Origin of the sequence: Paenibacillus sp. Pae15, from assembly GCF_024519685.1 — a bacterium.
Taxonomy (GTDB): Bacteria; Bacillota; Bacilli; order Paenibacillales; family NBRC-103111; genus Paenibacillus_G; species Paenibacillus_G naphthalenovorans.
In genome coordinates this window covers 1-25,183 of record NZ_JALJRM010000036.1, presented here as the reverse complement: position 1 = coordinate 25,183, position 25,183 = coordinate 1, and the positions used below count along the sequence as shown (strand labels likewise).

Sequence of the window (25,183 nt, the reverse complement as noted above, 5' to 3'; positions counted from 1 at the left end):
ATTTTGGAGGGGGCCCATGGATGAATAAGACGATCAACATTCAAGACACGTTTTTAAACCAACTACGCAAGGAGAACATTCCAGTCACCGTCTATCTGACCAATGGGTTTCAAATTCGCGGCGTGATTCGCGCATTCGATAATTTTACCATTATCATTGATAGTGAAGGCCGTCAGCAAATGGTATACAAACATGCCATCTCGACCTTTACCCCGCAGCGTGCGGTTTCTTTGATGCAGCAGCCGGAAAGCGGCGAGTAATCACGTTTGACTGCGCCAAGAGCACAAATTTTTGGAAGCAACATTTTGGTCATCCGGTACGTCTATTAGAATACAGTTCCCTGAGCAACCCTGATTCCTTGGGTTGTTCTTTCTTTAAGAGGCAGTGCTGCAGGTTCAGATCCTGTAAATCGCAAGAGACAGATAAAGAAAGGGAGTCGGGGCATGACGGAAAGAAACAGCAAGACACCGAGAAAAGCATCCATGGAGAAAAAACCGGCGTCGGGCAAGGTCAAAAAGAAGGCAAAGAAAGTTTCGATAGGAAAAGTGTTTTGGTGGACCTTCGTTGCAGGAGCAGTGGCGGCGATCTGTGCCATGGGAGTGTATATCTTTATTATCGTCAACGGCAACCGGATCTTGACCGAAAATTTGGATAAATTAGAGTTTAGCGAAGCGTCCCACATTTATGATGTGCATGGGCAGGAAGCGGGTTCGTTGAAAGTGGAAAACCGGGAGAATGTAGATTCGTCCGAAATTCCGGACCTGCTGAAAAAAGCTTTTGTTGCCACGGAGGACAAACGGTTCGAGGAACACGCAGGCGTTGACTTTTTGGGCATCGGCCGCGCTTTGGTCAAGGATATCGTCGCCCGCAGCATGGTGGAGGGCGGCAGTACGATCACGCAGCAGTTGGCCAAAAACGTGTTCTTGAGCTCGGACAAAACGTTTTTCCGCAAAGCGACGGAGATGTCCATTGCGGTAGCGCTCGAGCAAAGATATACGAAAGATGAAATTTTAAGCTATTATTTAAATCGTATTTATTTTGGCAAGCGAGCTTACGGTGTGAAAGCGGCGTCCAAAGTATACTTCGGCGTGTCGGATTTAAATCAACTGAAATTATGGCAAATGGCAACGCTCGCCGCTATGCCCAAGGCGCCGAATGCATATAATCCGTTGAACGATCCTGAAAAATCTATGGAGCGCCGGGCGGTTGTGCTTAAACTGATGCAGGAGCAAGGCTATATTACCGAAGCGCAGCGGGCGGAAGCGGCCGCCGTGGAGTATACGCCTCCGAAGGGTGTGGCGGAAAGCAATTACCAAACGTATATCGACTATGTGCTCAAGGAAGCGCAGGATATGTACGGCTTTGAGGAAGATGATTTGCTGCGGGGAGGGTATAAGATTTACACGACCTTAGACCCTGTAGCTCAGAGAATCATGGAACAAACGTATGCGAATAATAAATTTTTCCAAAAAGACGGTCCGCAGCAAAAAATGCAAAGCAGCATGGTCATTCTGAATAATGAGGATGGCGGCATCGTCGCCATGATCGGAGGAAGGGACTATGTGACTCGCGGGTTGAACCGTGCCGTGTCTCAACCTAGACAGCCGGGTTCGGCGTTTAAACCGCTTGTGGTCTTCGCGCCTGCAATTGAAGAAAAAGGGTATACGCCATACTCGCGGCTTAGAGACGAACAGAGATCGTACAACGGGTATTCGCCCAGAAACTACGATGGCGTTTATCGCGGCGAGGTCACCATGCAGGAAGCGATCAGAAGATCGATCAACATGCCTGCCGTCGATCTGTTGAATGAGATCGGGGTCAGGACCGGCAGGGATTTCGTCCGCAAATTGGGAATCGAGCTGACGCCCGAGGATAACAACCTGGCCATTGCGCTGGGGGGATTGCACAAAGGTGTAACCACGCTTCAGATGGCCGGAGCTTACAGCGCATTTGCCAACAATGGGTATATGAACAAACCTCATGCGATTATCAAAATTACGAATGACAAGGGTGAGGTAGCTTCGTTTAAAGAAGAGCGGAAGTCGCCTGTGATGAGCGCCAAAACGGCTTGGTATATGACCCAGATGCTGCGAACGGTGGTTGAACCCGGGGGAACCGGTACGGCGGCAAAATTCGAACGTCCGGTTGCAGGTAAAACCGGCTCGACGCAGCTGGATATCAAAGGGTTGGAACGATACATGCGGGACTTGTGGTTTGTCGGCTATACCCCGGAATGGACAGCTGCGGTCTGGATGGGATTCGACAAGACCGATTCGAAGCATTATGTATCGATGAGCAGCGGCAGCGCCGCGGCGATCTTCAAAGAAGTGATGCAGAAATCGCTGATGAATCGTCCGGTCAGGTCATTTAAGAGGCCGGCCGGCGTGGAGGAGCCTGCTGCGCCTCCAAAAGCAATCGGTGACTTGACGGCGGAATATCAACAGGATAAACGATCGGTCCATCTCCGTTGGAGCGGCGTGGGCTCCGGGGTATCGTATCAATTATTCCGCAAGGACAGCAAAATGCAGGATTTCCCGGCAGAACCTCTCATCACCACGACAGCAACGGAAGTAAACGATATTTCCGCCATACAGCCGGATACTTATCAATATGTTGTTGTGCCGCTGAATGGGGAAAACAATACGGCAGGCCCGCGTTCCAACGTAGTATCCGTCACGGTTCCGGAGCAAGGCGACGATTCGAATCCTTTGCATCCGGAGCTGCCGGGTACGGATCCGAATGAAGAGCAAGCGGATCCGAATGATCCTGGAACGGAATACCCAGACACTGGAGAGTCTGGAACAAGGCCGGGAGAGAGACCGGGAACAGGCCTGCCGGGAACCGATCGACCGGGGAACGGGTATGGTCCGGGAGGGCAGACGGGGCCAGGCCGTCAGAATGGCGGCAAACGTACACCGGACAGCGGCCAAAACGGTAGCGGCACCGGCACCGATAAACCCCGCACAGACTTCGATAATGGTACCGGCGGCACAGGGCCGGCTCCTCCGGCAGACGGCTCCGGCGGACCCGGTATCCAGTTCCCGCCGGCCTCCGAGCCTGGGGCCGTCATACCTGAGGAGCCGATACCAGGATGGGTACGCTGAGCTTCGAACGCTCAAAGGCAGTAATGAGGCACTTCGTTTGGTTTTTTAATTTGGCGTACATCCGTAGTATAATGAACACCGGATACTATCCGCATTTCGACATAACAGCATTGGAGTGAATTGCTAAGGATGAAAGCTTTGCGATTACGAAAAATAGCCATCTGGTTCTGCACTGCAGCGCTCCTGGCCCTGATGATGACGGGCTGCGGCACGAAAACTGCGCCTTCGAATACGGGGAACGCTCCTCAAAGCGGCGGCCAGCCTGCCGGGCAAAATGCATCGTCCCAAGAGCCGGCCGGGAAGAAATCCTGGTCATCTCCTCCAGAGATGAAGATTGATCCGAACAAAACGTATCATGCGAAGGTGACGACTTCCAAAGGCACATTCACGATCGAGCTGTTCGCCAAAGACGCTCCGAAGACGGTTAACAATTTTGTCTTCCTATCGAGAGAAGGCTTCTATAACGACATCACGTTCCACCGGATCATCCAGTCGTTTATGATCCAAACCGGCGACCCGCTCGGCAATGGAACGGGAGGTCCCGGCTATAAGTTCGAGGATGAACTGAATTCGCCTCATCAATATGAGCCGGGCATTGTCGCTATGGCGAACTCGGGCAAAAACACGAACGGCAGCCAGTTTTTCATTTGTACGGGCGAGGACAGCAAAGGCCTGCCCAAGAAATATACCATTTTCGGCAAAGTCGTGGAGGGCATGGATGTTGTGCTGAACATCGCCGCTACACCGGTGAAGCAAGGGAATGAGCCGACGCCGAGCGTACCGACGGAGAAAGTCACGATCCAATCGATAGAGATAACTGAAAAATAGAAAGCAGCGTGGTTCGCCACGCTGCTTTTTTGACATCAAACCCGGGGAGAAAGAGTCGTATATATCCGGCTGTGGTTAAATATTTTTATGGAGAACGGAACGAAACGACAACTTCCATCGTCATTAAAGGGGAGAAGTACTTATGACGCTTCATATCAGCGGCTGCCCTGAACCGGATGCTTCGGCATCCGCTCCCGGCACGCCGTCATTAGATGGCCGCTGCTGTTTGCTGCTGCACGGATTTACCGGCGGACCTTACGAGGTCATGCCGCTGGCCGAGCATTTGCGCGAGCAAGGCTTTCATTGTCATGTGCCTACGCTGCCTGGTCATGATCAAGGCTTGAAGGGACTCGGTGACGTCACATGGCGGGATTGGCTGAGAGCGGCTGCGCGGGAGGCCGATCGGCTTGCGCGGCAGTTTGGGGAGATTGAGGTAGTAGGCTTTTCCATGGGCGGACTCCTCTCCGCTTATCTGGCCAACCGCTTCCCAGTACGCAGGCTGGTGCTGCTTAATGCCGCGGCGATTTACTTCAGCCCGTACTTGTTTATTCGCGATTTGGCCGGCCGCCTCCGCTGCAGGGACTTGGAGCCAATGTACCGTATTAAACATACGCCTCTTCCTGCAGCCCTTCAATTTACGAAGCTGGCTCGTTATACGAAGCTGCGTGAGCTGCCGCGGATTACGGTACCGACGCTGATTGCTCAAGGAAAACGGGATCCAATTGTACACCCCCGAAGCGCAGAGTATATTTACCGCAAGCTGAAGGGGGAAAGGGAATTGATTTACTTTCCGCATTCCCGTCATCTGATTTGCATGGAGCCGGAAGCGCCGCAATTATTTGCAGCGGTGGAGCGTTTTTTGAAATGATTGGGGTATGGGAGTGTTCGGTTTGAAAGTGAAGGTAAGAAGAGGAAATTCTGCGCCCCGGTTGGCGAAAGCTTTAAGGTTTCCGGTCAAAGTGATGCTGATGGTTACGGCCATCGCTCTCCTGTGGGTGCTATTCATTCAATGGAAGATGGCCAGCTTGCCGGAAGGCAAGCTCCCGCCCAAAGAGGTAGGGATCGTGCTAGGCGCCGCACTGTGGCAAACGGAACCGAGTCCGGCATTACAGGAGCGCTTGAACCGTGCGGTTCAATTGTATGAATCGGGTACCATTAAACATATTATTGTATCCGGCGGATACGATCATGCGAACGCCGAGCTTACGGAAGCGGAAGGCATGCGCAATTATCTGGTGGATAAGGGGGTCCGCCAGAGCGACATCTACCTGGAAAATGAAGCAACGAACACTTACGAAAATATGCTGTTCAGCCAAAAAATCATGCGCAGTAACGGCTGGACCTCGTCCGTCATTATAACTCACCGTTATCACGCCGTAAGGGCGCTCGATATCGCCCGGTTTCTGGGATATGAAGACCCCGCGGTCTCGCCAATGGATTCCAGGGTGCTCATGATGGCCTGGCATAAAGGCAGGGAGACATTAGCCTTAACCAAATGGCAGTGGGACAAGGTCAGGATGGTATTCGGACAGCAGACGGAAATCTGAATAGCGGAATAGAATGGCAGGTTGGCGAGGCACAATGCGGGAACGGTTTCTTTTCCATAAACAAGCTGATATAATAAAGCTACACCTGTTTGAACGTAAAGGAGAGGAATGACTTGCCTGGTAATATCGGTATCGGCGGTCTCGTATTGATCGTGATCGTAGTATTGCTGCTGTTCGGACCGTCCAAGCTTCCCGAGCTGGGGAGAGCCTTCGGCAGAACGCTGAGCGAATTTAAGGAATCCACTCGCGGCCTCGTATCCGGGGATAAAGAAGATAACAGCAAGCCTCAGGATGAGAAAAAATCATAAGTGTATTTACTGAAACTCCCTGCTGCGTATGCTGCTGAAAGCTTACGGAACAGGGAGTTTTTTATGCATAAAGTTATGATGAAGTCTGTGTACGATAATGAAACCCGTAGAGTCTTTTGTAGCCTGTACTGCTATACAGCCGAATCGCGGGGGCATTGTCGTTCATGACCTGCAAGTACAATCGGGAGGCTCCATGGCCGCGGCTCCACTGGGCCAATTCGTGCAGAAGCAGCTTTCCCAGTCCGCGGCCGCGTTCCTGAGGATGAATCACAACATTGACGAAACCTGCCCAACCATCCTCGGCAACGGCCATACCTGCCCCAACGCACCGCTCTCCGTCAATCAGGCTCACAAACCCTTTGTCGGGCTTCACCCGATGGAATAAGCCGTCATAAAAACCGGCAGCCTCGGATTTAAACCCTTCCATATGTATAAAATGCTCCACCCACGCCGGGTCATGCCGATGCTGGACGACCGTTTTGATTTTGGTGTTACGGGATGCTTCGGTCCTTTCGCAAACCTCGTCCGTATCGGCGATCATTACGGAGCATGGGGTTTCCTTTGCATATCCTTGCCGCTCCAGCCAAGCGTCCAAGCCCGCGGGCGATGCGTCGCTGATATGATATCGCAAGGGAAGAAGGTGCTTCCGGTAGAATGCCTCGGCCATCTTGGGCCTGGCGTCATCCAGCTGCCAAGGCCCTGTGCCGTCGGATGTCCAGATGCTGTTCGCCCGTCTGGTGATCCCGCCGGAGGCCCGAAAAAACCAACCGTTGTGGTATTCTTCCGTCTCCGCGGGCCATGTCCTCAGGGCCAATGACTCGATATATGAAAAAAAGGCCGTGCTCAATGTCTCGTTCGACTCCTCGTTTATAGGTTATATCCGACAATTCATGAATAAATATACGATAAAATAGATGAATATACAATGCATTTTCATACGCTCATTTACAAAAAATCCATACCGCCTTAATCTTCCTTTTACGTTTGACCCGTATGATAGCTTTGAAAACAATCATTACCAATACGGAGAAACGGACGGTGTAATGGTATGGAGATGAACAGAAGAAAGTTTCTTGCTTATTTGGGTACAGGTACGGCTGCGCTGGCCGCCGCATCTGCCGGACTAGGGTCCCTGACCGGCGGCGATAAAGCCTATGCCGCCAGGACGGCTGACCACTTGTTTGGTTACAAAAGCAACAAAGTGTCCGGTTTTTTTGAGCCGATTGCGCACAGTAAGGTAGACGATGTGATTCTTCCAAAAGGATTTAAATACGATGTGGTGGCTGCGTACGGAGACGTCATTAACGAAGCAGGAGATACGTTTGGTTTTAACAATGATTTTACCGTCTATTTTCCGATCGACGGCTCCAATACGCACGGCTTGCTGTGGGTAAACCATGAATACTCCAGCGATGTGTTCGTCCATGGCCAGCCGGGCGCCGACGGGAATTATACGGCGGAGCAGATCAAGAAAATGCTGTATGTTCAGGGCGGGTCGGTCATCGAAGTGCGCCGCGACGAAAAAGGGGTCTGGAAGCTCGACACCCAATCGAAATACGCACGCCGCGTGACCGGTTTGACGCCAACGAAATTAGTGGGTCCTGCTGCAGGAACGAAGGCGGTGAATGGGGCGGTGAATGTTCAGGGAACATTCGCGAACTGTTCCGGCGGCATGACGCTGTGGAACACGCTGCTGACCTGTGAGGAAAACTTTGAAGAGACGTCCGGACAAGCGGGGCTGGATGCTACGCATTACGGGTGGGTTGTGGAAGTCGATCCGTTTGATCCGACATTTGAAATCCGCAAGCACACCGCGCTCGGCCGCTTTAACCATGAGAATACGGCGATGGGCCTTAGCAAAGACGGCCGTGTCGTTGTATACATGGGAGACGACAAGAAGGATGCCTGTGTGTACAAATTCGTTTCCAAGAACAATTATGTACCCGAAATGGGTCGCGCCAGTACGGCTCTGCTGACGGAAGGAACGCTCTACGCTGCGGATTTGAAGAAAGGCAAGTGGATTGCTCTTACTATCGAAGCCGTCCAGAAAGCATTGAAGGATGAAAAATTCAAGGTGCCTAGCCTGATTAAAGCGACAAAAGAAGAGCTCGCGGCCAAATTCCAGACGCAGGCGGATGTTTGTGTGAATACGCACGAAGCGGCCTTGATTCTTGGCGCAACGCCGACGGATCGTCCTGAGGACATCGAAATTTGTCCTTTTGACAATACCTTCTTCGTAGCTCACACCAACAATGACAATCACGGGAACATTCACGGGCACATCACCCGCTTCTTTGAGAAAGACAATGACCTTGGCGCGATGGAATTTGACTTTGAGATTTTTGCCGCAGGCGGACGCCAAAGCGGCTTCAGCGCCCCGGACAACCTTACCTTCGACAGCAACGGCAATCTGTGGACAGTAACCGATATATCTTCAGGCAGCTTGAACAAGGGAGTATTCACTTCATTTGCCAACAACGGCATGTTTGTGATCCCGACAACGGGTCCGAATATGGGAGTTGCGATGCAGTTTGCTTCCGCTCCGGTCGAAGCCGAGATGACAGGCCCCTGGTTTACACCCGATGAAAGCACCTTGTTCCTCGCCGTGCAGCATCCGGGTGAAAACACGACAGATCCAAGCAAACCGACCAGCACTTGGCCGCGCCGTCCGGGAGATACGATGCCTCGTCCGGCAGTGATCGCGATTACCGGTTTTCAATTTTAATAAGGAGCTGACTTTACATGCCGTTTGGTAATATCGGGATTCCCGGATTGATCTTAATCTTAATCATTGCCTTAATCATTTTCGGACCGTCCAAGCTTCCCGAGCTCGGAAGAGCTTTTGGCCGTACCTTGAGTGAATTCAAAAGCGCCACGAAGGGATTGATCGGTGGAGACGAAGAGAAGACCGATAACGACAAGACGCAGGAGAAACACGCCTCCGCTGCCGTTGCCAACACTTCGCCGGCTGAAACCAAGCCTCACTTGATTGCTGTCGAGAAAACACAGTCTTAATGCAAGCCAATATGCGCGCTTCCGGTGGACAAGCGGAACCCCCTCCGCTTGTTTCATACCGGAAGCGATCTTTTGATTACGGAGGAAATCTCATGGCACAACAAGATCAGGAATTGCAAGTAATCACTCATTTGGAAGAAATGAGAAGGCGTTTGATCGTGACTTTGTGCTCCTTCCTGGTTGCGCTTGCCGCCGCCTTTTTATATGCCAAACCAATATATGCCTGGCTGGTTCGCGACATGGAAGGCAGGCTTACCGTACTGGGTCCGACCGATTTGCTGTGGGTGTATCTGATGATCTCCGGCGTGTTTGCGATTGCGGTGACCATACCTGTTGCAGGCATCCAGACATGGGGCTTTGTCAAACCGGCGTTAAAGCCCGATGAGAGAAGGGCGGCGCTCGCTTTCATTCCCGCTCTTGCCGTTCTGTTTGCTGCAGGGATCTCTTTCGGTTATTTTGTTTTATTTCCGATGGTGCTCTCCTTTATGAAGGAAATGGCCCAGGATCAAGTACTGATGATGTATACGGCGGACAAATATTTCCGTTTTATGCTGAACCTTACTTTACCGTTTGGGCTGCTGTTTGAAATGCCGGCGATTGTGATGTTTTTGACGAAAATCGGGCTGATTAATCCTGTTAAGCTGGCGAAAGCGAGAAAAGTTGCCTATTTTGTTTTGGTTGTCGTTTCCATTACGGTCACGCCGCCGGATTTCATATCCGATATTCTGGTAATTATCCCGCTGCTGCTGCTTTATGAATTCAGCATTTCGTTATCCAAATGGGTGTATAAGAAGAAGCTGACGCTGGCGGCGGAGTCCTGATGGCTGCGTGCTGCGCTTGCCCCGGAAGGCAGGCGCTTTTTTGTTAGAAGTAAAAATATGCTATCCAAGGAACTCCGGACATAGTACGATAGTTTACAAGGAATGAAGGGAGATGACGAACGTGATCCAAGCGGTGGTGTTTGATTTCGACGGGCTGATTGTGGATACGGAGACGCCGGAGTTTGAATCGTTTCAAGAGATGTACCGGCAGCACGGCTGTGAACTGACTCTTGACATTTGGGGGCAATGCATCGGAACCGGACCGGAAGCCTTTAATCCTTATGATGATTTAGAAGCGCGAATAGGCCGGGCATGGGATAGGGAGGCAGCACGTCAAAGGCACAAGATGACCTATGAGGAGAAAATGCGGCATGCGGACGTACGTCCGGGCGTTCGCGCCTATTTGCAGGAAGCGAAAGAACTGGGTCTGCGCGTCGGCCTGGCCTCAAGCTCATCGCGAGCATGGGTTACCGGTTATTTGGAGCGTTTCGGTCTCCTTCCGTGGTTTGATTGCATTCGTACGTCCGATGATGTGACCAAGGTCAAACCGGACCCTGAGCTGTACAGGAAGACGTTGGAGGGGCTTGGCGTACGTCCTGAGGCGGCCGTAGCGTTCGAGGATTCGCCTAACGGAGCGCTTGCGGCCAAGCGTGCTGGCATGTGGTGCGTGATTGTACCGAACAGCGTTACCGCCAAACTTCAGTTCGGGGAGTATGATCAGCGTTTGAGTTCCATGGAAGAACTTCCCCTGCGTGAACTAATCGTTAGCCTGGCGTAATGCAAATCCGATGAAGAGGGCTCTTCAAAAAAGTGAAAACAAACCGACTGACGGTATGTATCATAAAAATACAGACCTACGGTCGGTTTTTTTGGAATTAGAGGAGGATCAAATGGATCAAAATACATTTCAATTTATTTTATCGACGACCGAGCAGCTGATTAAAGAAAAGGGATGTCAACAAACGACTCTGCAGGACATTATGGAAAGAACCGGCTTGTCTAAAGGAGCAATATACCATTATGTGAAAAGCAAGGATGAGCTGTTCGGGAAAATTCTATTAGGCTATATGGAGGAATTAAATCATAGCTTCCATGAAGGTTAATCAATCAAAGGACAAGGATGTCCGGAAGCCTGTTCAAGCTCTTGTATCCTCGTTTGCTGAGAGAGAAGTAAGTAATCTCATTTTTATTTATTTATTAAGCCAAAGACATAATATGAAAACGGTAGCGATTTTGGAAGAAGTACATCAAAATTCTTTGTTGTTGTCTGAGCATGGATCAAGGTTGGGCAAGAGCACGGCGCCATACCGGCTGATGTAGATGCCAAATCCTTTGCTTCCATGTTTGTCACCTTGTCCTATGGATTACGCATAAACCAGCTGCTGGACAAAAATCCGGATCGTCAGGCTGCGAAGCTGCAGGATATGTTCCGTTTCATGGTTGGTACGCTTAAAAAAAGCGAGCAATAGGAGGAAGTTATGCAAACATTTCACATGGGCCTAACAACATTGGAGCAAGAAATGGTGGAAGGCGATGCGGGTTTTGGTTACCACGAGATTAATGCATATGAGAAGGGTTCCGATATTATTGTGGATGTTTGTATGTCGGAAAACGCCGCTGCAGTGAACAATTTGTTTATTGATCAAATGATGGGAGAGAAATCGGCGCAGTCCCATCCCAAGTTCAAACGATTCACTCTGCTTCCTGGTACATCTAATGCGCGGATTGAGATATTGTCTCCCGAAACGATAGAGCTTCCGGCTATTCCTTATCAACGCTTTAACGGACGGGAATATCGTTATGCCTATGGAATCAGCACAAGTCAGCTTCGTCCGGAAAACGTAAGCAACCAATTGATCAAAATCGATACGCATACAGGTGAATCCTGGATTTGGCATAAAGAAGGCAGTTATCCGGGTGAACCGGGATTTGTTCCTTCTCCCGGAGCAACAGCGGAGGATGACGGCCTCTTGCTTCCGTAGTTTTGGACGGCTTGAAAGGAAGGTCCTATTTGTTAGTATGTAATGCCCGCAACTTGGAGGAGGTAGGACGGGCTGAGGTTCCTCATCACATTCCTTTTGGTTTTCACGGCTTGTATACGAATGAGAGAGGGTTGTAATAGATGGATCGGAAAAGGGTGATACGAGGGATATTCATTTCTTTATTCATCAATGTCGGGTTGCCGGTATGGGTCTTCAAAGTCCTGGAGAATCATATGTCGGAAGTAGCGGCTCTGTCCATCGCTACATTAATTCCACTGATCGATACCCTGGTTCATCTGCTTAAACACAAGAAGAAGCTGGATGTCTTCGCTGCTTTCATGGCCACCGGGTTTATTCTAAGTATTGCAGCTGTTCTGCTGGGCGGCGACGGACAACACATCAGCGAGTCCTTTTCCGTTCCGGGGAAAGAACATCCTTACCGTTGGATGGGCAGCGATTTAGATACGAAGGACAAATTCATCTCCTATATCGAAGAGATCTATACGCCTGAACAGGCGGAGGCTTATTGGAAAAAGCAGACGGAGAACGGCTCTATTGTGGAAATTGAAGGGAAATTGGCCCAACCTGAGGCTGACGGCGGAAGTATGACGGGCTGGGCAGATGCCAAGGCGACATTAATCCAAGACGGCAAAGGAACGAGATCCTTCCGTTTCCAAGTACCGCTCTTTGATGAATTTGAAGAAAAAACAATTAAATTGCGCTATGTCGAAGGCAAAGGATGGCGTATCGATGAGCCGGTGGATACGATCCGGTGAAGCGCTAAAAAAATCAGGATGGGGCCTCTTGGGTGATCCGTACCGCACCGGAAGAGGTCACTGTAAGAAACGCGGATCTTGCGGGCGAATTGACTTTGACCAAAGCCAAGGGTACTGTCACGTCATCAATGATCAATTGAATACTCACGATATTCAGGTGGTCAGTGCTGAAAAGGATGGGAGCTTGGTGATCGGAACGTATAACCGGTTTTCTCGGGATCAAGAAAATGGGGCTCACGGTATATACCGCATTGAAACGGACGGCAAAGTCGAGAAATAGAGCGACCTGAACGGCAGGCTTTACTCTGATCTGAACGGAAACATTTATGTGCTGGACCGTAAACTGAATCAGATCCGAATATGACAAAAGGCTGCAGCCAAACTTGGTATATTATAAACTGTTCTCCATCATCATCTCAAAGTGAGGTTGATGCCTTACGAAAAAAAGGGCGGTCCCTAGGGGCCGCCTCATTGATTATCAGCTCGCGTTTATAAATAAGCTTTCTGGTTCGTTATTGATGCTTTCCTTATTCCATTCCTTGAACATTCCCAAACTGATACCCCGCTGTTCAACAATGTCTTCAATCTCCAGCTCTTTTCGGTCCATCGTGATCGTCCCCGCCCATAAGTTCGTCAGTTCAATTTTATTATACAAAAGTCACGTGAGTAAACAGAAGGATGTGTCGATTATTGTCTCATCCCCTATTCAAAAATAGGAAGCCTTAGTACAAGCGCCAAAAGTTTAAAACATGATCACAGCGGCTTGATGCATAAAATGAGTGAAGAGGTGAGAGCGATGGAGGAGGACACGCGTAAAATAACCAAAAGGGACCGTCAAATTAATGTTGTCTTCAACAACCAGGAACCGCCTGCAGCGCAGATGATCGAAATTAACGGGAAAACCATACCTGCGCATCTCGAAACATTTTCGGACATTTTTAAAGAGCTTGACGGCATGATTGGTCTTGAAGATGTTAAGGAACTGATTTTCCAAATATATGCGGTGCTTCAAATCAAGCAATTTCGAACGGAAGCCGGCCTGCATGCGGGGTCTCATGTGTACCACATGATTTTCAAAGGAAACCCGGGGACAGGCAAAACGACAGTGGCCCGAATCGTTGCCAAGCTGTTTAAATCGATGGGCGTCTTGTCCAAAGGGCATCTGATCGAGGTGGAGCGTGCAGACCTTGTTGGAGAGTACATAGGCCATACGGCGCTAAAAACCCGTGAAATGGTCAAAAAGGCGCTGGGCGGGATTCTGTTTATTGATGAGGCCTACAGCCTGGCGCGGGGCGGAGAGAAGGATTTTGGCAAGGAAAGCATTGACTGCCTCGTCAAGGCCATGGAGGATCACAAGAACGACTTTATCCTGATCCTGGCCGGGTACCCTGATGAGATCGATCATTTCCTGCAAACGAACCCCGGGCTGCCGTCACGATTTCCCATTCAAGTTGATTTTCCTGATTATCAAGTGGATCAGCTGATCAAGATATCGGAGAAAATGGCTTCCGAACGCGAATATGTGTTAATGCCCGAGACGATAAAAAAAATAAAAGAGCATCTTTATATTCAAAAGCTGACAGAGCTGCATTTCAGCAACGCGAGATATGTCAGAAATTTGATTGAGAAAGCCATACGGTATCAGGCGGTTCGGTTGTTAAGCAAAGCCCAGAAGCCGAACAAACAGGATTTAATGAATTTGCTCCCGCAGGATTTTAATCTCTATGAAGATCAGCTGACGAATCCGTTTAGAAAAAAACAAATCGGCTTATAACAATACGGTTAGGAGTCATCAAGAGGGTTTGTAACGCTTTCAGTCCGGAAAGAATCATTATAAATTCATCATTGAATTGTAATTCGGCGAAGGGACGTTTACAATGAACGTGAACGTTCCTTATTCCTGTTTCTTGCTTCAGTGCGAAGCAGTGGAGATTATAAAAAGGAGAAGTATAAACATATATGAAAAAAACATCTTACGAAGTGATGCCGAACGCACAGGAAAAGGCCATCCTGGTCAGTCTCGTTACCGCTGAGCAAAAAATGCGGGAAGCCTATGATCCGGAATTTTCGCTTTCCGAGCTCGCCAGTCTGGCGGAGACGGCAAAGGTACAAGTGCTCGGCTCGCTTACGCAAAATAAGGAATATGCCGATTCCAAATGGTTTATCGGCAGGGGCAAGGCCGAGGAGCTCAAAGCCATGATCGAGGAAACCGGGGCGAATACCGCCATTTTCGATCAGGAGCTCTCGGGAGCTCAGGTGCGGAATCTGGAGCAATTTCTGGATGTCAAAATCATCGACCGGACACAGCTCATATTGGATATTTTCGCGCAGCGCGCAAAAACGCGGGAGGGGATTATTCAGGTGGAGCTGGCCCAGCTGACCTATCTGCTGCCGCGGCTGTACGGTCAGGGCAAAAATCTGTCCCGGCTCGGTGGAGGTATCGGAACGCGCGGTCCCGGGGAAACGAAGCTCGAGACAGACCGCCGTCATATCCGCAACCGGATCAGCGAGCTGAAGCGGCAGCTGCAGGAGGTTGTCCGGCATCGGAGTCTGCACCGGGAAAGACGCAAGAAGTCCGGTGTGTATCAAGCCGCGCTGGTAGGCTATACGAACGCGGGTAAATCGACATTATTGAGGCAGCTGACCCATGCGGATGTATATGTCGAGAACCAGCTGTTTGCCACGCTTGATCCGACGTCGCGTTCGCTGAAGCTGCCAAACGGATTGGAGATCGTGGTTACGGATACGGTAGGCTTCATTCAGAACCTGCCGCATGATTTGGTAGCTGCTTTTCGGGCCACATTGGAAGAAGTCTGCGAAGCCGATTTGATTTTGCATATTGTGGACAGCTCTTCCAAGATGATGGCAGCCCAGATGCAGGTGGTCGACCAAGTGCTTGAAGAACTGGGCGCCCACGGGAAAGATCGGATAACGGTATTCAACAAAATCGATCTTTGCCCGCCGGAGCAGGCCGATATGCTGACGACGGAAGGGGAATTCCTGAAAATATCCGCTTTTCGGGAGGAAGATTTACTTCGGCTCAAAGAGCGGATTGAAGTCCGTATGACGGGCGGCAGCCGTTCCTTCCGGATTCCGGCGGACAAAGGGGATATGATCTCGCTGGTCTACCGCATTGGCGAGGTGCTTGAGAATGAGGTTGACGGCAGCGATATGCTGTTTAAGGTAAGAGTAAATCACAAGGCATTCGATAAAATCGGTTATATGCTGGCTGCCTACGATGCAGTCCGGCCTGCTGAGGGAGAACAAGGGAGAGACGTCTAGGGTATGTTTACGGATCGAGTGCTCCGTTTGATGGAGCAAGCTGAGCAAAAAATCGAGGAGAAGCTGAAAGATATTGACCGTGTGGTCGACCGGAATCAATGGAAGGTCATTCGCGCTTTTCAAAAGCACAAAGTGAGCGATTATCATTTTGCCGCTTCTACGGGCTATGGGTATAACGACCGCGGCCGTGAAGTGCTGGATCTCGTATATGCCGATGTGTTCGGGGCGGAAGCGGCCCTGGTCCGTCCCCATTTCGTATCGGGAACCCATACGATCGGCACGGCATTGTTCGGCGTGCTCCGGCCGGGTGACGAGCTGCTCATGATCACCGGAAGACCTTATGATACGCTGCATAAGGTCATTGGGAAGCCGGGTGACGGAAACGGATCTTTGCAGGATTGGGGAATTTCGTATGGCGAGGTGGGATTGCTCGAGGACGGATCGCCCGATTATGCCGAAATTGCCCGCCGGATCGGCCCGAGCACCAAGGTGGTCGGAATCCAGCGGTCGCGCGGCTATGCCTGGCGGCCGTCTTTCACCGTTTCCCGGATTGCCGAGATGGTTCGTTTTGTCAAGGAAATCCGTCCCGATATCATCGTCTTTGTCGATAACTGCTACGGTGAGTTCACAGAGCTGGTCGAGCCGACCGAGGTCGGTGCCGATCTGATGGCGGGCTCGCTGATTAAAAATCCGGGAGGAGCCTTGGCGGAGACCGGGGGATATATCGCGGGCAAAGCCAAGTATGTAGAGCTGGCTTCGTATCGATTAACCGCTCCGGGGATCGGGGGGGAAGTCGGGGCTATGCTCGGTACGACAAGATCCATCTATCAAGGCTTGTTTCTGGCTCCTCATCTGGTTGGACAAGCCGTGAAAGGCTCGGTGTTCGCCGCCGCGGTGTTCGAGCAGCTCGGATTTACGACAAGCCCGCATTGGAGCGACCCTCGCACCGATCTTATCCAAGCGATTCAATTCACGGGCGCCGAGCATTTAATCGCTTTTGTACAAGGGATTCAGCAAGCCGCCGCGGTTGACGCTCACGTCGTGCCGGAACCATGGGACATGCCCGGCTACGAGCATCCCGTCATTATGGCTGCAGGTACCTTTATCCAGGGCGGAAGCCTGGAGCTGTCTGCCGACGCTCCGATCAGGGAGCCCTATATCGCTTATATGCAGGGAGGATTAACCTACTCCCATTGCAAGATGGGTGTGCTGACGGCCATTCAAAACATGATCGACCGGGGACTGCTCGCTTAATTCCCGCAGCTCGGCCAGCTATTTCACTTGCCAAAGCCGCGGACAAGCTCTGACGGCTGCTGCTCAGGAGCAGGACTTATTGCTATAGGAAGTTAGCCGCTGTAATCAAAAATAACATATGGCATAAACCTAACACAGCTTGACATATGTTTTCCGGTAAGGTTACAATAGAGGTAAGGTTCCAGAGTAGCTTAGGAGTGATGGTCATGACTGATGAAATCCGCAGAAATATGGCGCTCTTTCCGATCGGCATCGTAATGAAGCTGACCGATTTGACCGCCAGACAAATCCGGTACTACGAGCAGCATGAGCTCGTCATCCCGGCCCGGACCGGAGGAAACCAAAGGTTGTATTCGTTTAATGATGTAGAACGTCTCCTCGAGATCAAGGATTTGATCGAGAAAGGCGTTAACATCGCCGGGATCAAGCAGGTGCTGCTGCCGGTTGATAAGGATTCCGAGGATGCTACCATACTCAATGAGCAGACGGAAGTCAAGCGTAGAGAGCTGAGCGACACGCAGCTTCACCGGATACTGAAACAACAGCTCTTGGGTGGAGGCCGGCGTCCTAATCAAGTGTCCTTGATCCAGGGAGAATTATCCCGTTTTTTCAGAAAGTAGGCTTTGACCGGAGCATGTCCGGTACCGTTTTCAAGCGTACCGGGCATGCTCCGTTAATTTTGCCACTTAGTTTAAGGAGGAGATTTCACAGTGACAGATAAGAATTTCACCAAAGAAGATATTCTGCGCATCGCCAAGGAACAAAACGTAAGGTTCATTCGACTTCAGTTCACAGATTTGCTTGGAACCATCAAAAATGTGGAAATTCCTGTAAGTCAACTGGAGAAAGCCCTCGATAACAAAATGATGTTCGACGGTTCCTCGATTGAAGGTTATGTGCGCATTGAAGAATCGGATATGTACTTATACCCCGATCTGAATACTTGGGTCGTGTTCCCTTGGGTAACGGAAGACCGTGTTGCCCGCTTAATATGCGACGTGTATTTGCCGGATGGCCGTCCGTTCCCGGGCGACCCGCGCGGTATTCTGAAATCCGTATTGAGAGAAGCCGAAGAAATGGGCTTCACCGCAATGAACGTCGGGCCTGAGCCTGAGTTTTTCTTGTTCAAAACCGACGAGAAGGGCAATCCGACGACAGAATTAAACGACCAGGGCGGCTACTTTGACTTGGCACCAACCGACCTTGGCGAGAACTGCCGTCGTGAAATTGTACTTACGCTGGAAGAAATGGGATTCGAAATTGAAGCATCTCACCACGAAGTGGCTCCGGGTCAGCATGAGATCGATTTTAAATATGCGGACGCGATTAAAGCCGCGGATCAAATTCAGACCTTCAAGCTGGTCGTCAAAACCATTGCCAGACAGCACGGTCTGCACGCCACGTTTATGCCGAAACCTTTGGTCGGAGTGAACGGTTCCGGAATGCATTGCCATCAATCATTGTTCAACGGCAAAGAGAATGTGTTCTATGATGAGAGCGATAAGCTGGGCTTAAGCGAGACAGCCAGACAATACATGGCCGGCATACTGCGGCATGCCCGCGCTTTTGCCGCAATAACCAATCCGACGGTCAACTCCTACAAGCGGCTTGTACCAGGTTATGAGGCGCCTTGTTATGTGGCTTGGTCTGCAAGCAACCGCAGCCCGATGATTCGTATTCCTGCATCCCGTGGCGTCAGCACACGCGTGGAAGTGCGGAATCCGGATCCGGCGGCGAATCCTTACCTGGCTCTGGCGGTCATGCTGAAGGCCGGTCTCGATGGCATCCGGAACAAAATGCAACTGCCGCCTCCAACGGACCGCAACATTTATGTGATGAGTGAAGAAGAGCGGGAAGAGCAAGGCATTCCAAGTCTTCCGCTTGATTTGAAGCAGGCGTTGGACGAGCTGCTCCGCGACGATGTCATTTGCGACGCGCTCGGCGATCACGCACTTGCACACTTCATAGAGCTGAAAGAGATCGAGTGGGACATTTACCGCACTCAGGTTCATCAATGGGAGCGGGATCAATATTTGACGCTTTATTAATCGGGGAATCCCTTGGCGCTTTAAGCGTTAAGGGATTTTTCTTTTTGTGGGCATTATTCGTTTTTTTGGCTGACCTCTGTAAGTAGAATGAGGCTCCATAGGCGCGGCCATCGCTTTTTCCCTTAGCGGAGTGGACGCAAGTTCCAGCCAGGCTGCACAGTTACGATCCTGCTGGAATACAATAGGCCATCTGAATAAGAAGTTCAGGAGGTCAATATGATACCCGTTTATCCCTATTATGGAAAAGAAACGAAATGTACCGAGGAGCCGGTTGCATTCCCGCCTCAACATCAGCCGGTGCAGCCCGGACTGGAGTACAAAATGACGCCCCGTCCGATTTTTGAAAACCCGCACTACGTCGGCAGCGGCAAGCTGCGCGGCAAGGTTGCAATCGTTACCGGCGGTGACAGCGGCATCGGTCGGGCGGTCGCCGTCGCCTTTGCCAAGGAAGGAGCCGATATAGCCATCCCGTATTTATATGAGCATCGGGACGCATACGAAACAAAACAGCGCATCGAGCAGCTCGGCAGAGCATGCTTGCTCATACCCGGCGACCTGAGGATGGAAACGGTGTGCCGGGAAGCGGTATATCAAACGCTCCGCACCTTTGGAAAAATCGATATCTTGATTTTGAATCAGGCCGTTCAGTTTCCGCAGGAAAGCGTGTCCGACATTTCCGCCGAACAGCTGCACAATACGTACAGCACGAACATTTACCCGATGTTCTATATGACGAAAGCCGCGCTTCCCTATCTGAAGCCGGGAAGCGCGATTGTGAATACGGCCTCGATCACCGCATATAGAGGTGCACCCGAGCTGATCGATTATTCTTCCACAAAAGGAGCCGTCGTCTCGTTCACGCGTTCGCTGGCTCTATCCTTGGTGAAACGGGGAATTCGGGTCAATGCCGTCGCTCCGGGGCCAATCTGGACTCCGCTGATCGTCTCCAGCTATTCGGCGTATGAAGTATCGCGCTTCGGCCTGGATACTCCGATGAAGCGTGCAGGGCAGCCGTTCGAGCTGGCTCCGGCTTACGTGTTTCTGGCATCAGATGATTCCAGCTATGTGACCGGTGAGGTTGTTCATGTCAACGGTGGAGCTATGGTGACGACGTAGATTTTTGGTTTTTCTAATTGAGCATCATATATAAACAAGCCTAAACAAGCCGCTTATCCGCATAACGCCGGAACAGGCTTATTTTACGCAGATCATATGCTTGCAAACGCTCAACAAGATTTCCTGCGGTGCACTGGGCTCATAAAAAGTGGATTTCAGCGGTAAAATCCTTCCTCGCTTTCCAAAGACTCGCCATAAATGCGTTGATATAAAAAATCCCTTTCAACCGGCGGAATCGGCGGTGAAAGGGAAAAAATTATTGAATATTTCTGAATACACCAATGACTTTGCCCAAGATCGTGACGTTCTTGAGTCTCAGCGGCTCCATCGTCGGGTTCTCAGGCTGCAGTCGAATATGATCCTTTTCCTTATAAAAGGTTTTCACTGTCGCTTCATCGTCTTCGGTCATGGCAACGACAATATCTCCGTTATTGGCGGTTTGCTGCTGGCGTACGATAACATAATCCCCGTTATGAATACCGGCCTCGATCATACTTTCTCCGATTACGCTTAGCATAAAGACGTTATCATTTTTTACATAATGGCTGGGCAGCGGGAAGTAATCCTCGATGTTCTCCGTCGCGGTAATAGGTACGCCGGCGGTAACGCGCCCGATCAAAGGCACTCTGGCAACCGATACGGAGAATGCGCCGTCCGCCGAGCTTCCGTCCAATATTTCAATAGCTCTCGGCTTCGTCGGGTCTCTGCGAATCATTCCTTTCTTTTCCAAACGTTCCAAGTGCCCGTGAACTGTGGAACTGGATGCCAGTCCCACAGCCTCTCCGATCTCTCTTACTGAAGGGGGATAGCCTTTTTCTCTGACCTCATTCTTGATAAAGTCTAGAATCGCCTGCTGCCGATTGGAAATTTTGCTCAAGATCATCACTCCATTTTTGGTAATCATTACTTAGAAGTATAACATAGAACCGGAGTTCGTACAAACATAAGTTCGAATAAATGGTTGACACAAACAAATGTTCCTGATAGATTAAAAACAGAACAAATGTTTGGAGGTCGATCATGATGATTCAAAATTCTCGGCTTATACATAACTATCATTCCCGCCAGGTAATGCTAACCAAGCATAATGATAATAATAAGGGAACATATGTTCACGCTGCCGTTTTGGGTGCCTTGCTTTTTTGTGCAGTGTTCTTTATCTCTACGATGTTCAGCTTCTTTTTTGACCAAGATGTTCATGCGGCATCCTCGCAGCCTCAGATATATTCTTACGTGGAGGTTGAATCGGGGGACACGCTTTGGAGCATTGCCTCTCAATATGCGGACCAAGGACAGGATATAAGGGAATATATACATCAGATCAAAGGGATCAACCATCTTAAGAATTCCCATTTGCAAGTAGGACAAAAATTGTTGCTTCCCTAATCGCTGCGCATGTGCCGTATTGCTTCTCTTGACAATCAGATTCGGTAATGTCAAAGTATAATTTGAAATGACATTACCGGGAGGATCGGCATGAGTGAATCGAATCATGATGCATTGGTGCGGCGAATTAACGAATTGGCCCGCAAAGCGAAATCGGAAGGGCTAACCGATGCCGAACTGGATGAACGCAATGGATTAAGAAGGAAGTATATCGATTCTTTTAAAACCTCCTTGCGTGGTCAACTGGATAACATCAAGTTTGTTGATCAGGAAGAGAAGAAGTAAGAAGGGGGGTTAAGGGATGAATTATCGTGTTTTGGGCAAAAGCGGAATTGCCGTTTCCGAGCTTTGTTTAGGAACAATGACATTCGGAAATACGACAAACGAACAAGACTCGATTGAAATGGTTCATCGTTTTTTGGATCGCGGAGGAAACTTTATTGATACGGCGGATGTGTATGTCTCCGGTGTTTCCGAAGAGATCGTGGGAAAAGCGATTCGGGAGCGTCGTTCCGATGTGATCTTGGCGACCAAGGTACGCTTTCCTACAGGTAATAATGTCAATCACGTCGGTTTATCCCGAAAACATATTCTCGACGGTGTGGAAGCCAGTCTTCGTCGATTAGGCACTGATTATATCGATTTATATCAAATGCATGTATGGGATCAAATTACGCCCATAGAAGAAACATTGAGAACTTTGGATGATCTGGTTACTTCAGGCAAAGTACGGTATATCGGCTGCTCCAACTTTTTGGCCTATCAGCTGATGAAATCATTAAGCATCAGTGACTTTAATCGTTATGCCCGTTTTATCTCCATTCAACCGCAGTACAGTTTAGTATGCCGTACAATGGATCGTGAGGTTTTGCCTCTTTGTTTGGAGGAAAACGTTGGTGTGATCCCTTGGGCTCCTCTTGGCGGCGGCTTCTTGACAGGAAGATATGTTCGTGGACAGGAACCGACGGAAGGGCGTTTGGCGTCTAAAACGGGAGAAAGCCGTTGGGAAATTCGCAATACGGAGAAAAACTTCCGCATTCTGGATGAATTGATTTCGGTTGCCCATGAGACGGACAAGACCCCGGCTCAGGTGGCATTGAACTGGTTGATTCATAAACCGGGCATCACTTCTCCTATTTTTGGCGCGCGGACATTGGAACAATTCGAGGAAAACATGGGAGCGGTGGATTGGAAGCTGGACGACTCCTTGTGGCAGCGTCTGGATGATGTAAGCGCTCTGGAATACGAATATCCAACCCGATTTATTGATAAATTTTCGCGCAAGGTGTAAATGACGATATAAGGGGCACTCATCATGTCACGTAAGTGGGAACGTATGGTTCGTAAAAATACGAAAATTTCTAATATGCAGCGGAGGAAGAGCGGAAAAGGTGAGATATCGGGAGTAAATGCCGACGGTTCGGTCATATTCAAAGGCCGGAGCTGGTTTTTGCCGATGCTGCTCGTGGCTACCGGTGTTTTTTGCTTTATCGTGTTTCGGAATCAACCCGGGCAAGAACAGCTGTATTGGATTACAGGAGCAAGCTATATATTTCTGGCGTTACTGATTTATTGGATTCGGCGCCCTTTTTTGAAAATCGATAAAAAAACCTTATCTTCCCGCCGATTTGGTGGGGACCGTTTTTATGACGCGGACCAAATCAAGGATATTACCATAAGCAAAGACGCGATAGTCATTAACTTTAAGGCAAAAGGAAAACGGTGGGTTTTCACCAAGATCTATCATATGTTTCCGATCGATTCCGCCAGAATCAAGCTTCAGGAGTATGCTGAAAAATACAACGTAACGTTAATACAAGATTAACATCTGGAAAGAGGAACACTTTTTATGGCGATCAAAGCAGTACTTTTTGATTTGGATGATACGCTGCTGTGGGACGACCGCAGTGTGAAAGAAGCTTTTCAAGCAACCTGTGCTGAAGCGGCTAAACATTATCAAGTGGATCCGGATCAGTTGGAGGAAGCCGTACGACGTGAAGCCCGCGCTTTATATGAATCGTACGAGACGTTCCCGTTCACAAAAATGATCGGAATTAACCCGTTTGAAGGACTCTGGGCGCATTTTACCCAAGGGAAACAAGAAGAATTTCGCAAGCTTCAAGCGCTGGCTCCCCAATACCGTACCGAGTCTTGGACACGCGGGTTGAAAGCGGTAGGCATTGAAGACAAGGAGCTTGGCTATAAACTTGGAGAGCTGTTTCCCGTAGAACGAAGAAATCGCCCTATCGTCTATGAGGAAACATTCGAGGTGCTGGAGCAGCTGAAGGGCCGGTACCAGCTGCTCCTTTTGACGAACGGTTCGCCCGATTTGCAACAGGAAAAGCTGGCAGGCGTTCCTGAGCTTGCTCCGTATTTTGATCATATCGTCATCTCCGGAGATTTCGGTCAAGGGAAGCCGGCGGCTGCGATCTTTGAACACGCAATGGGTTTGTTAGGGATTCAAGCGGATGAAGGTGTGATGATCGGGGATAAGCTGACGACGGATATTCTCGGCTCCAATACCGTCGGTATGCGCAATATGTGGATCAACCGCCACGGCCTAAAGCGTACGGATGACATCGTACCGTCGCACGAAATCAAAAGCTTGCGTGAGATTCAATCGGTCATCGATTCGTTGTAAATTGGTCCTAATACTTTATCATATTGTCGGTAAAAGAAAACCCCTCTGTTAGGGGAGGCCACTGAAAAAGTCCCTTTGGATTAAAAAAGGTACAGTCCCTAAAATAAATGAGAAGGCTGTACCTTTTTTCCTGTATAATTAAGCTATTCGATTCACCTGGTTTTATTGGCATGGGAAGATTAATGCTTGTGATCACACCTAATGTTCCCGTATTTTCTCTTTAGAAATCGTTTGGCCTGAAACCCCATACAATGATTCATTCCAGCCAATAGCATTTGGATATAAACCGTCCCCCGTACGGTTTGACTCAGTCTTAGAGCAACTGGCTAGTAAAAAGTTCAATATATGAAAAAGTAACCGACTTGATTGAAGTCGGTTACTTCGTTTTAATGCTCTCTGAATTTAGGAAGTACTGGTTCCGGCCATTCATAGTCTTTAAACTCGATGCCGCTTTTTGACCAGATTGTTCGGAACCTTGAATCGGATGGAGGTCACTGAGGTGACGGGGATACCCCCTTTTTTAATTTTGTAAAACAAAAAGAAGCCAAACCTTAGTAAATGGAAGTGACGAGCAACCATTCAAAGGAGGGCTTCTTTTGTACATTCAATATAACATGGATCAACTCTGTCTGCCAATGGATTTAGAAGAAGATATTCCCGCGGGGCATCTGGTCCGCATTGTCAATGATGCGGTTAATCGGTTAGACGACAATATCTTTGCAGCTGCTTACCCGGGTGGGGGGCAGGATAGCTGCCATCCGAAAATGCTTGCGAAAGTCAACGTGTACGCCTACACCCAGCGAATCTATTCCTCTCGTCAGATCGCAAAGCCGTCCGCGAAAATATCATGTTCATGTGGCTTGCGGCCAGACAGCGGCCGGATTTCCGCACCATTAACCGCTTCCGCTCCGAGCGGATGAAAGACGTCCTTGAAACGGTTTTTACAGCCATTTTGGGTTTTCTCGTCGAGGAAAAGTACGTCAAGCTGGAGCACTATTCCGGAGTCGGGAGTGTACAGGCTGTCCTTTGAAGGATGCCTGCACGAAAGCCAAAGGGAACCGGGAAATCCGGGTGA

Annotated in this window: 28 protein-coding genes and 2 pseudogenes; 27 read left to right on the top strand and 3 right to left on the bottom strand. The window is 49.7% G+C overall.

Going from position 1 to position 25,183, the window contains the following annotated elements; all coding sequences use genetic code 11:
- Positions 1 to 20: 20 nt before the first annotated feature.
- From hfq to tatA (NR121_RS22300), 6 genes are all read left to right on the top strand, one after another.
- Positions 21 to 260, top strand: coding sequence for an RNA chaperone Hfq (hfq, locus tag NR121_RS22325; protein ID WP_054818203.1), 240 nt, complete (start codon positions 21 to 23; stop codon positions 258 to 260).
- 183 nt (positions 261 to 443) lie between these two features.
- On the top strand, positions 444 to 3,104 hold the full coding sequence (locus NR121_RS22320) for a PBP1A family penicillin-binding protein (protein ID WP_082660766.1): 2,661 nt from the start codon (positions 444 to 446) through the stop codon (positions 3,102 to 3,104).
- A 129-nt stretch (positions 3,105 to 3,233) separates the two neighbouring features.
- Positions 3,234 to 3,932, top strand: coding sequence for a peptidylprolyl isomerase (locus NR121_RS22315; protein ID WP_054818206.1), 699 nt, complete (start codon positions 3,234 to 3,236; stop codon positions 3,930 to 3,932).
- Positions 3,933 to 4,074: 142 nt separating this feature from the next.
- Positions 4,075 to 4,800 carry an alpha/beta hydrolase gene (locus NR121_RS22310; protein ID WP_082660765.1) on the top strand — a complete coding sequence of 242 codons (726 nt, stop codon included), beginning with the start codon at positions 4,075 to 4,077 and terminating at the stop codon, positions 4,798 to 4,800.
- Between the two features lie 28 nt (positions 4,801 to 4,828).
- Positions 4,829 to 5,479: a SanA/YdcF family protein gene (locus tag NR121_RS22305; RefSeq protein ID WP_235594341.1), complete on the top strand. Its 651-nt coding sequence runs from the start codon at positions 4,829 to 4,831 to the stop codon at positions 5,477 to 5,479.
- Positions 5,480 to 5,592: 113 nt separating this feature from the next.
- Positions 5,593 to 5,787, top strand: coding sequence for a twin-arginine translocase TatA/TatE family subunit (tatA, locus tag NR121_RS22300; protein ID WP_062408745.1), 195 nt, complete (start codon positions 5,593 to 5,595; stop codon positions 5,785 to 5,787).
- Positions 5,788 to 5,860: 73 nt separating this feature from the next.
- Here tatA (NR121_RS22300) and NR121_RS22295 read toward each other — a convergent pair whose 3' ends face one another.
- Complete coding sequence (locus NR121_RS22295) at positions 5,861 to 6,634, bottom strand: GNAT family N-acetyltransferase (protein ID WP_054818207.1); 774 nt, start codon at positions 6,632 to 6,634, stop codon at positions 5,861 to 5,863.
- A 201-nt stretch (positions 6,635 to 6,835) separates the two neighbouring features.
- Here NR121_RS22295 and NR121_RS22290 point away from each other — a divergent pair, with 201 nt between their 5' ends.
- From NR121_RS22290 to NR121_RS22255, 8 genes and pseudogenes are all read left to right on the top strand, one after another.
- Positions 6,836 to 8,512, top strand: coding sequence for a PhoX family protein (locus tag NR121_RS22290; protein WP_256831952.1), 1,677 nt, complete (start codon positions 6,836 to 6,838; stop codon positions 8,510 to 8,512).
- Between the two features lie 17 nt (positions 8,513 to 8,529).
- Entirely contained in the window at positions 8,530 to 8,802 is a 273-nt protein-coding gene (tatA, locus tag NR121_RS22285; RefSeq protein ID WP_054818208.1) for a twin-arginine translocase TatA/TatE family subunit, read from the top strand.
- A 92-nt stretch (positions 8,803 to 8,894) separates the two neighbouring features.
- Positions 8,895 to 9,623 (top strand): twin-arginine translocase subunit TatC, encoded by a 729-nt coding sequence (gene tatC / locus NR121_RS22280; RefSeq protein WP_054818256.1) that lies wholly within the window; start codon positions 8,895 to 8,897, stop codon positions 9,621 to 9,623.
- 121 nt (positions 9,624 to 9,744) lie between these two features.
- A complete protein-coding gene (locus tag NR121_RS22275) occupies positions 9,745 to 10,401 on the top strand; it encodes an HAD family hydrolase (RefSeq protein ID WP_054818257.1) in 657 nt (218 codons plus the stop codon).
- A 112-nt stretch (positions 10,402 to 10,513) separates the two neighbouring features.
- Positions 10,514 to 10,726, top strand: coding sequence for a TetR/AcrR family transcriptional regulator (locus tag NR121_RS22270; protein WP_054818209.1), 213 nt, complete (start codon positions 10,514 to 10,516; stop codon positions 10,724 to 10,726).
- A 375-nt stretch (positions 10,727 to 11,101) separates the two neighbouring features.
- Positions 11,102 to 11,742: pseudogene (locus tag NR121_RS22265) on the top strand (carotenoid oxygenase family protein).
- Positions 11,743 to 11,745: 3 nt separating this feature from the next.
- Positions 11,746 to 12,381, top strand: coding sequence for a DL-endopeptidase inhibitor IseA family protein (locus tag NR121_RS22260; protein ID WP_062408741.1), 636 nt, complete (start codon positions 11,746 to 11,748; stop codon positions 12,379 to 12,381).
- Positions 12,356 to 12,661, top strand: coding sequence for a hypothetical protein (locus NR121_RS22255; RefSeq protein WP_256831951.1), 306 nt, complete (start codon positions 12,356 to 12,358; stop codon positions 12,659 to 12,661). The genes NR121_RS22260 and NR121_RS22255 overlap by 26 nt, the downstream gene beginning before the upstream one ends.
- A 198-nt stretch (positions 12,662 to 12,859) precedes the next feature.
- On the opposite strand, the gene NR121_RS22250 is transcribed toward NR121_RS22255, so the two are convergent.
- The gene (locus tag NR121_RS22250; RefSeq protein ID WP_256831950.1) at positions 12,860 to 12,988 is read right to left on the bottom strand and encodes a hypothetical protein; all 129 of its coding nucleotides are present in this window, start codon (positions 12,986 to 12,988) and stop codon (positions 12,860 to 12,862) included.
- Positions 12,989 to 13,177: 189 nt separating this feature from the next.
- Here NR121_RS22250 and NR121_RS22245 point away from each other — a divergent pair, with 189 nt between their 5' ends.
- The 6 genes from NR121_RS22245 to NR121_RS22220 all read left to right on the top strand — a co-directional run bounded on the left by NR121_RS22245 (position 13,178) and on the right by NR121_RS22220 (position 20,081).
- A complete protein-coding gene (locus NR121_RS22245; protein WP_054818214.1) occupies positions 13,178 to 14,155 on the top strand; it encodes an AAA family ATPase in 978 nt (325 codons plus the stop codon).
- Positions 14,156 to 14,340: 185 nt separating this feature from the next.
- Positions 14,341 to 15,663: a GTPase HflX gene (gene hflX / locus NR121_RS22240; protein WP_062408740.1), complete on the top strand. Its 1,323-nt coding sequence runs from the start codon at positions 14,341 to 14,343 to the stop codon at positions 15,661 to 15,663.
- 3 nt (positions 15,664 to 15,666) lie between these two features.
- Positions 15,667 to 16,917: a methionine gamma-lyase family protein gene (locus tag NR121_RS22235; RefSeq protein WP_256831949.1), complete on the top strand. Its 1,251-nt coding sequence runs from the start codon at positions 15,667 to 15,669 to the stop codon at positions 16,915 to 16,917.
- 206 nt (positions 16,918 to 17,123) lie between these two features.
- Positions 17,124 to 17,537 (top strand): MerR family transcriptional regulator, encoded by a 414-nt coding sequence (locus NR121_RS22230; protein WP_054818215.1) that lies wholly within the window; start codon positions 17,124 to 17,126, stop codon positions 17,535 to 17,537.
- A 90-nt stretch (positions 17,538 to 17,627) separates the two neighbouring features.
- Positions 17,628 to 18,965, top strand: a complete 1,338-nt coding sequence (gene glnA / locus NR121_RS22225; RefSeq protein WP_062408738.1) for a type I glutamate--ammonia ligase — start codon at positions 17,628 to 17,630, stop codon at positions 18,963 to 18,965.
- 216 nt (positions 18,966 to 19,181) lie between these two features.
- Positions 19,182 to 20,081 (top strand): SDR family oxidoreductase, encoded by a 900-nt coding sequence (locus NR121_RS22220; protein ID WP_054818216.1) that lies wholly within the window; start codon positions 19,182 to 19,184, stop codon positions 20,079 to 20,081.
- Positions 20,082 to 20,337: 256 nt separating this feature from the next.
- On the opposite strand, the gene lexA is transcribed toward NR121_RS22220, so the two are convergent.
- Positions 20,338 to 20,958: a transcriptional repressor LexA gene (gene lexA, locus NR121_RS22215; protein WP_062408736.1), complete on the bottom strand. Its 621-nt coding sequence runs from the start codon at positions 20,956 to 20,958 to the stop codon at positions 20,338 to 20,340.
- A 143-nt stretch (positions 20,959 to 21,101) separates the two neighbouring features.
- Here lexA and yneA point away from each other — a divergent pair, with 143 nt between their 5' ends.
- From yneA to NR121_RS25405, 7 genes and pseudogenes are all read left to right on the top strand, one after another.
- Positions 21,102 to 21,467, top strand: a complete 366-nt coding sequence (gene yneA / locus NR121_RS22210) for a cell division suppressor protein YneA (protein WP_235594301.1) — start codon at positions 21,102 to 21,104, stop codon at positions 21,465 to 21,467.
- A 90-nt stretch (positions 21,468 to 21,557) separates the two neighbouring features.
- Positions 21,558 to 21,752, top strand: coding sequence for a DUF896 domain-containing protein (locus NR121_RS22205; protein WP_054818217.1), 195 nt, complete (start codon positions 21,558 to 21,560; stop codon positions 21,750 to 21,752).
- A gap of 16 nt (positions 21,753 to 21,768) precedes the next feature.
- Positions 21,769 to 22,758, top strand: coding sequence for an aldo/keto reductase (locus NR121_RS22200; RefSeq protein WP_062408735.1), 990 nt, complete (start codon positions 21,769 to 21,771; stop codon positions 22,756 to 22,758).
- Between the two features lie 24 nt (positions 22,759 to 22,782).
- On the top strand, positions 22,783 to 23,292 hold the full coding sequence (locus tag NR121_RS22195; RefSeq protein ID WP_171005805.1) for a hypothetical protein: 510 nt from the start codon (positions 22,783 to 22,785) through the stop codon (positions 23,290 to 23,292).
- Positions 23,293 to 23,316: 24 nt separating this feature from the next.
- Complete coding sequence (locus tag NR121_RS22190) at positions 23,317 to 24,108, top strand: HAD family hydrolase (RefSeq protein ID WP_054818218.1); 792 nt, start codon at positions 23,317 to 23,319, stop codon at positions 24,106 to 24,108.
- A gap of 596 nt (positions 24,109 to 24,704) precedes the next feature.
- A pseudogene (locus tag NR121_RS25505) lies at positions 24,705 to 25,105 on the top strand (transposase); the annotation flags it as partial.
- A 29-nt stretch (positions 25,106 to 25,134) separates the two neighbouring features.
- Positions 25,135 to 25,183 (top strand): hypothetical protein (locus NR121_RS25405; protein ID WP_483874594.1); only part of this gene is annotated, 49 nt, incomplete at its 3' end.